The sequence below is a fragment of the Streptomyces similanensis genome (assembly GCF_039543625.1).
Classification (GTDB): domain Bacteria; phylum Actinomycetota; class Actinomycetes; order Streptomycetales; family Streptomycetaceae; genus Streptomyces; species Streptomyces similanensis.
This window is the reverse complement of record NZ_BAABKC010000102.1, coordinates 1-4,477: the sequence shown is the minus strand read 5'-3', so window position 1 is coordinate 4,477 and position 4,477 is coordinate 1. Positions and strand designations below refer to the sequence as shown.

Annotated in this window: 5 protein-coding genes; all 5 read left to right on the top strand. The window is 73.1% G+C overall.

Translation table 11 applies throughout. The features are described from left to right. Positions 1–20 precede the first annotated feature (20 nt). Positions 21–1,151 (top strand): serine hydrolase domain-containing protein, encoded by a 1,131-nt coding sequence (locus ABEB07_RS30065; RefSeq protein WP_425589098.1) that lies wholly within the window; start codon positions 21–23, stop codon positions 1,149–1,151. 38 nt (positions 1,152–1,189) lie between these two features. After that, complete coding sequence (locus tag ABEB07_RS30060) at positions 1,190–1,867, top strand: AIM24 family protein (protein WP_176147903.1); 678 nt, start codon at positions 1,190–1,192, stop codon at positions 1,865–1,867. 99 nt (positions 1,868–1,966) lie between these two features. Then, positions 1,967–2,926 carry a threonine/serine dehydratase gene (locus tag ABEB07_RS30055; protein ID WP_345671221.1) on the top strand — a complete coding sequence of 320 codons (960 nt, stop codon included), beginning with the start codon at positions 1,967–1,969 and terminating at the stop codon, positions 2,924–2,926. 113 nt (positions 2,927–3,039) lie between these two features. Continuing rightward, entirely contained in the window at positions 3,040–4,008 is a 969-nt protein-coding gene (locus ABEB07_RS30050) for an LLM class F420-dependent oxidoreductase (RefSeq protein ID WP_176147905.1), read from the top strand. A gap of 89 nt (positions 4,009–4,097) precedes the next feature. Continuing rightward, positions 4,098–4,477, top strand: a 380-nt coding sequence (locus ABEB07_RS30045) for an SsgA family sporulation/cell division regulator (RefSeq protein ID WP_345671220.1), incomplete at its 3' end; no start/stop codon positions are given.

Sequence of the window (4,477 nt, the reverse complement as noted above, 5' to 3'; positions counted from 1 at the left end):
CGGCCCGCACGGCACGCGCCGTGCTGCCCGCGCCGGACCCGGCGGCCCTCGCCGGTGCGCTGCGCGCCGCCGTCGCCCAGGGCGCGCCGGGCGCGCTGGCCCGCATCGACGACCACCGCGCCTCCTACGACGACCACGCCACCGTCCACACCGCCGTCGAGGGCCTCGCCGACCGGGGCGCGGGCGAGGCGATGGACAGCGCCGACCGGTTCCGCATCGGCAGCGTCACCAAGACGTTCTCCGCCGTCGTCCTGCTCCAGCTGGCCGCCGAGGGCAGGCTCGACCTCGACGCCTCCGTGAACCGCTACCTGCCGGGGCTGCTGCCCGACGACCGCATCACCGTGCGCCAGGTGCTCGGCCACCGCAGCGGCCTCTACGACTACACCTACGACATGTTCGCCCAGTCCGTGGCCGGCTTCGAGGCCGTGCGCACCAAGGTCTTCACCTACCGGGAGCTGGTGGCCGAGTCGCTGCGGCACCCGCGCACCAACGCGCCCGGCGCCGCCTACTCCTACTCCAACACCAACTTCGTGGTGGCCGGAGCGCTCATCGAGAAGCTGACCGGCCACCCGGTGCGCACCGCGTACGAGCAGCGGATCATCGAGCCGCTGAAGCTGACCGACACCTTCTACGTCCACCCCGACACGACGATCCCCGGCCGCCACGCGCACGGCTACCTCACCCCGGACGACACGAAGGCCGCCCTGGTGGACGCCACCGACCAGACCGCGTCGTGGGCGCAGAGCGCCGGCGCCCTGATCTCCTCCGCCCGCGACCTGAACACCTTCCTGTCGGCGCTGCTCGGCGGCCGGCTGCTGCCCGCCGCCCAACTCGACCAGATGCGCCAGTGGCTGCCGGCCGGCCCCGGCCAGGCCTACGGGCTCGGACTGCGCCGCCGCGACCTGTCCTGCGGGGTCTCGGTCTACGGGCACACGGGCGTCGTCCAGGGCTTCTACACCTACGCGTTCACCAGCGCGGGCGGCCTGCGCAGCCTCACCGCGCTCGCCAACACCTCCAACAACGCGACCGTGCAGAGCACCATGCCGGCCACTTTGGAGGCGGCGTTCTGCGGCAAGCAGACCAAGGCGAACGCCGCCGCCGCCGAATCCACTGCCGCCGTCCCCGCGGGCGCCGACGACTTCGAACAGTGATCTTGGCGGAAGGAGTCCTTCCGGGCCAGGATGCCCGGATGAAGGGTGATCTTTTCTCCAGTGAGCACGTGGTACGGCCCGCGACCGCGCCGGGCATGTACGTCGAGAACGCCAAGTGCGTGAAGTACGCGGTGGACGGCGAGATGCTCGCCCGCCAGGGCGCGATGGTGGCCTTCCGCGGCGACCTGAGGTTCGAACGCAAGGGACAGGGCGTGGGCGGCATGCTCAAGCGCGCGGTCACCGGCGAGGGGCTCCCCCTCATGGTGGTGCGCGGGCGGGGCGAGGCCTGGTTCGCGCACGAGGCGCAGAACGTCTTCGTCGTCGAGATCGGCGCGGGCGACGAGTTCACCGTCAACGGGCGCAACGTCCTGTGCTTCGACGCCTCGCTCGCGTACGAGATCAAGACGGTGAAGGGCTCGGGCATAGCGGGCGGCGGACTGTTCAACAGCGTGTTCACCGGACAGGGCCGGCTCGGCCTGGTGTGCGAGGGCAACCCGCTCGTCATACCGGTCACGCCCGACCAGCCGGTGTACGTCGACACCGACGCCGTGGTCGGCTGGACCGCCCGGCTCCAGACGTCGCTGCACCGCTCGCAGTCGGTCGGCTCGATGCTGCGCGGCGGCTCCGGCGAGGCGGTGCAGCTGATGCTGCGGGGCGAGGGACATGTCGTCGTCCGGCCCAGCGAGGCCACCGCGCAGAAGCCTCAGCAGCACTGACGGATCCGGAGGCGCCGCGGGATCTTGACCGGGGCGCCCCCGCCGGGTGAGGGTCGGGGTGGTGCGGACGCCAGCCCCGCGCCGAGGGGAGAAACCGCTGTGATCGGCATCTCGGAGATCGAAGCCGCGGCCGGGCGGATCGCCGGACACGTGGTGCGGACGCCGACGGCGCCGAGCCCCGGCCTGTCCGCGCTGCTCGGCGTCCCGGTCACCGTCAAGCTCGAACTGCTCCAGCGCACCGGCTCGTTCAAGGCGCGCGGCGCGACGGCGAAGCTGCTGTCGCTGGACGCGGCGCAGCGGGCCGCGGGCGTGGTCGCGGTCAGCGGCGGCAACCACGGGATCGCGCTCGCGGTGATGGCCGCCGCCCTGGACGTGAAGGCCACGGTGGTCATGCCGGCGTCGGCCCCGGCGCGGTCCGTCGAGATCGCCGGGGCCGCCGGCGCGTCGGTGCGGCTGACCGACGGCATGGCCGAGGCGTTCGCGACGGCCGAGCGGCTGCGCGAGGAGGGGCTGACCCTGGTCCACCCCTTCGACGACCCGGTGGTGATCGCCGGGCAGGGCACCGTCGGTCTGGAACTGGCCCGGGACGCCGACGAGCTGACCGACGTCCTGGTCAGCGTCGGCGGCGGCGGACTGATCGCGGGCGTCGCCGCGGCGCTGCGCGCGCTGCGCCCCGGGGTGCGGGTGTGGGGCGTGGAGACGGCGGGCGCCGAGGCCATGTCCCGGGCGCTGGCGGCCGGCGGTCCGGTGCCGGTGGAGCTGTCCTCCGTCGTCACCACCCTGAGCGCTCCCTCGGTGTCGCGCCTGACCTACGACCACGTCGCCGCCCTGGTGGAGGAGGTGCTGGTGGTCTCCGACCGGGAGGCCGTCCGGGGCTGCCTGGAGCTGGCCGAGCACGCCAAGGTGTGGACCGAGCCCGCCGCCGGCTGTCTGCTGCCGGCCGCCCGCCGGGTGCGGGACCGGGTCGGTCCGGACGCCCGGATCGGCCTGGTGGTGTGCGGGGGCAACGCGACGGTCGCGGACGTGCTGGACTGGGCGGAGCGGTTCGGGGTGCGCTGAGCCGCCCGGGGCGCGGCCCGGCCGGGCGCCGGGGGCCGGGTACGGTGTGGGCCGTACGGAGGATGATCACGGTCGGCCGTTTTCGTCCGCGCCCGCGCGGGGACTCGGGCCGCATGGTGCAAATCGGATACACGATGATGACCGAGCAGGCCGGGCCCCGGGAGCTGGTCGGCCATGTGGTGCGGGCCGAGGAGGTCGGCTTCGACTTCTCGGTCATCTCGGACCACTACTTCCCCTGGCTGCGCTCCCAGGGCCACGCGTCGTACGCGTGGAGCGTCCTCGGAGCGGCCGCGCAGGCCACCTCGCGCATCCCGCTGATGACGTACGTGACCTGCCCGACCTTCCGCTACCACCCCGCGATCGTGGCGCAGAAGGCGGCGACGGTGCAGCTGCTGTCCGAGGGCAGGTTCCGGCTCGGCCTGGGCTCCGGCGAGAACCTCAACGAGCATGTGGTGGGCGGCGGCTGGCCCTCCGTCGACGTCCGCCACGAACGCCTGGAGGAGGCCGTCGAGATCATCCGCGCGCTGTTCGGCGGCGGCCACGTCACCCGGCACGGCGCGCACTTCGACGTGGAGTCGGCCCGGCTGTGGGACCTGCCGGACCAGCCGCCGCCCATCGGCATCGCCGTCTCCGGCGAGCAGTCCTGCGAGCTGGCCGGCCACCTCGCCGACCTGGTCATCGCCACCGAGCCCAAGCCGGGGCTGATCGAGGCCTTCGACCGGCACGGCGGCGAGGGCAAGCCGCGGGTGGGCCAGCTGCCGGTGTGCTACGACACCGACCGGGACGCGGCGATCGCGCGGGCGCACGACCAGTTCCGCTGGTTCGGCAGCGGCTGGAAGGTCAACTCCGAGCTGCCGCACCCCGATTCGTTCGACTCGGCGACCCAGTTCGTCACCCCCGACGACGTGGCCGGGTCGATCCCGTGCGGCGACGACCCGGAGGCGTTCGTCGAGGCCGTACGCCCCTACGCCGAGGCCGGATTCACCGAGGTCGCCCTGGTGCAGATCGGCGGGGACGCCCAGGAGCCGTTCCTCGACTGGTCGGCGAAGACCCTGCTGCCCGCGCTGCGGAAGGCGCTCTGATCCGAGATTCACCCGCTCGCCTGAGCATCTTGCGCGTTCGGGGGGTACTAGAGGGCCCTACGTCCTGATGTCCTCGGAGGGCCCCACTCGTGAACTCTTTGGTGCACCGGAGCTTGGTCGTGCAGTTGCAGGCGAGCGGCACGGACCGTTTCCCTGTGCTCGCGCACCTCGGTTACGACGCCGACGACCCGTTCGCCGTCACGGCCGCGTTCAGCCATGACGGCCGGGTGCTCGCCCGCTGGAAGCTGGACCGGGAGATGCTCCAGGAGGGGCTGGTCCGTCCGGTGGGCATGGGCGACGTGCGCTTCCACCCGGTGTCGACCGGCCCGTGGGAGGAGCTGTGCATGGAGTTCTACGGCGACGCGCACCCCGACGGCGGCCGGCACCACGCGGCGGTGTACGTGTGGGCGCCGGCCGTCTCGGGTTTCCTGAAGGAGACCTACCAGGTGGTGGCGCCGGGCGAGGAGGC